Origin of the sequence: Bartonella sp. AA1HLJMS (assembly GCF_042197445.1) — a bacterium.
Classification (GTDB): domain Bacteria; phylum Pseudomonadota; class Alphaproteobacteria; order Rhizobiales; family Rhizobiaceae; genus Bartonella.
Map to the genome: position 1 here is coordinate 1 of NZ_JBHIRW010000172.1, position 1,446 is coordinate 1,446.

Consider the following 1,446-nt stretch of genomic DNA (forward strand, 5'->3'; position numbering starts at 1 on the left):
CTCTGAACAATCATATAAACTTATAAGAAAGGTTATACCTTTACCGTAATTCTAGACGCAATTCGACTAGTACAGCAACGTCATAAAACACTATTTTTCATATCCTGTCAACAAAAAAATCACGATATTGTATATTTTTTATTTTTTTCACCTAAATCTAGTGTCTTTAACAACCAACCACTCACAATTGTATCTTCTAAACGAATCAATTATATGACTAAAAACTAATAAAAAGCGGGGGAGAACAATGCGTGATATTGTCATAGTAATAGTGGGTATACTCATACTATGGGCTATAGTCTCTGACATGTGGGAAGAAGCAGAGAATGGTCGGAATACAGAATTTCAAGGTACTCTTTTATTGGTCATAGTACTCGGGGTGCTTTGGCATCTTGAATTTTCAAGAAACTTTTTATTAGTGGTAGCAATTTTGTTGTTTGCTTGGAGAAATTACCTAGGAATAATAGCAAATTTTGAACATGATCGCTTAATTGAAAATTATCAGGCAGCGTCTGATTGGAAAGATCAAAGAATTAATGAACTTCAAGCGGTTGAAGAGGAAATAATTAATGAGGAATTGTCGAAGATAATAATAAAAGCTTTGGCAACAACAGAAAAAGAATGAATCTGGTTGAGAAAAAATCAATTAAAGGTTCAATACTATGATTGATAATTAATAAAAACTGACTTTGAAACATTATAATAGATACCTGAAGCAATTACGTAAGAAATGTCGATAACTTGGCTAGCACTTCATTCATAATTATAGGAGGAACCGTTTCCATTCTTTTTCCATTACGTGCTGCTATATCGATAGCACGTGGTTGATCACAACGTATCACACCTGTTGTATGCAATCCTGTTCCTGCCAATGAAACAACAAACCCTGCTGTTCTCGCAAAATTTCCTCCACTTGTAATGGGCAAAACAACTGGTGTTTTTGTTACACGATTAAACGCCTCCGGTGACACAATCAGTACAGGACGCGCCCCTCTTTGCTCATAACCAGAAGTTGGGTCAAGCGACACAAACCAAATTTCACCCCGCTTCATTACAAGAGCTCTCTGCCAACAGGATTAGCATCAAACCACTCCACATCCTCATCCGCAAAATCATCTGAAGGATTACATTGCGCTAATAATTCTTCAAGGGTGTAATTTGGCGATATCTGTGGTTTCACAACCAATTGTCCATTATCAATAGCCAAACCCACTTGCGTATTTTCAGTAAGGTGAAGAACATCAAGCAATGCGGGCGGTATAGAGAGCATAACTGACCCTCCAACTTTACGTAATTTTGTTGTATGCATAAAACACTCCCTCTAATATTATATAAAAATATAACATTCTAATATTTATTCTTCAAGAGCTTTCATGCTTTTATGGAAAAAGAACAATAAAACATTTACCATTTAGTTTTTCTGTCAAAATATTTATGAAGCGCGTT

The 1,446-nt window shown here is 35.4% G+C and carries 3 protein-coding genes; 1 reads left to right on the top strand and 2 read right to left on the bottom strand.

Going from position 1 to position 1,446, the window contains the following annotated elements; translation table 11 throughout:
* Positions 1 to 247 precede the first annotated feature (247 nt).
* Positions 248 to 625, top strand: a complete 378-nt coding sequence (locus tag ACFIQE_RS10335) for a hypothetical protein (RefSeq protein WP_375707699.1) — start codon at positions 248 to 250, stop codon at positions 623 to 625.
* 94 nt (positions 626 to 719) lie between these two features.
* Here ACFIQE_RS10335 and ACFIQE_RS10340 read toward each other — a convergent pair whose 3' ends face one another.
* Both ACFIQE_RS10340 and ACFIQE_RS10345 read right to left on the bottom strand, forming a co-directional pair.
* A complete protein-coding gene (locus ACFIQE_RS10340) occupies positions 720 to 1,052 on the bottom strand; it encodes a type II toxin-antitoxin system PemK/MazF family toxin (RefSeq protein WP_375707700.1) in 333 nt (110 codons plus the stop codon).
* Positions 1,052 to 1,309 carry an AbrB/MazE/SpoVT family DNA-binding domain-containing protein gene (locus ACFIQE_RS10345; RefSeq protein WP_375630237.1) on the bottom strand — a complete coding sequence of 86 codons (258 nt, stop codon included), beginning with the start codon at positions 1,307 to 1,309 and terminating at the stop codon, positions 1,052 to 1,054. The genes ACFIQE_RS10340 and ACFIQE_RS10345 overlap by 1 nt, the downstream gene beginning before the upstream one ends.
* Between the last annotated feature and the right edge of the window lie 137 nt (positions 1,310 to 1,446).

Bases quoted from the DNA above. Each gene is read 5' to 3' on its own strand.
- ACFIQE_RS10340 (WP_375707700.1), bottom strand. From the start codon at position 1,052: ATGAAGCGGGGTGAAATTTGGTTTGTGTCGCTTGACCCAACTTCTGGT.
- ACFIQE_RS10345 (WP_375630237.1), bottom strand. From the start codon at position 1,309: ATGCATACAACAAAATTACGTAAAGTTGGAGGGTCAGTTATGCTCTCT.
- ACFIQE_RS10335 (WP_375707699.1), top strand. From the start codon at position 248: ATGCGTGATATTGTCATAGTAATAGTGGGTATACTCATACTATGGGCT.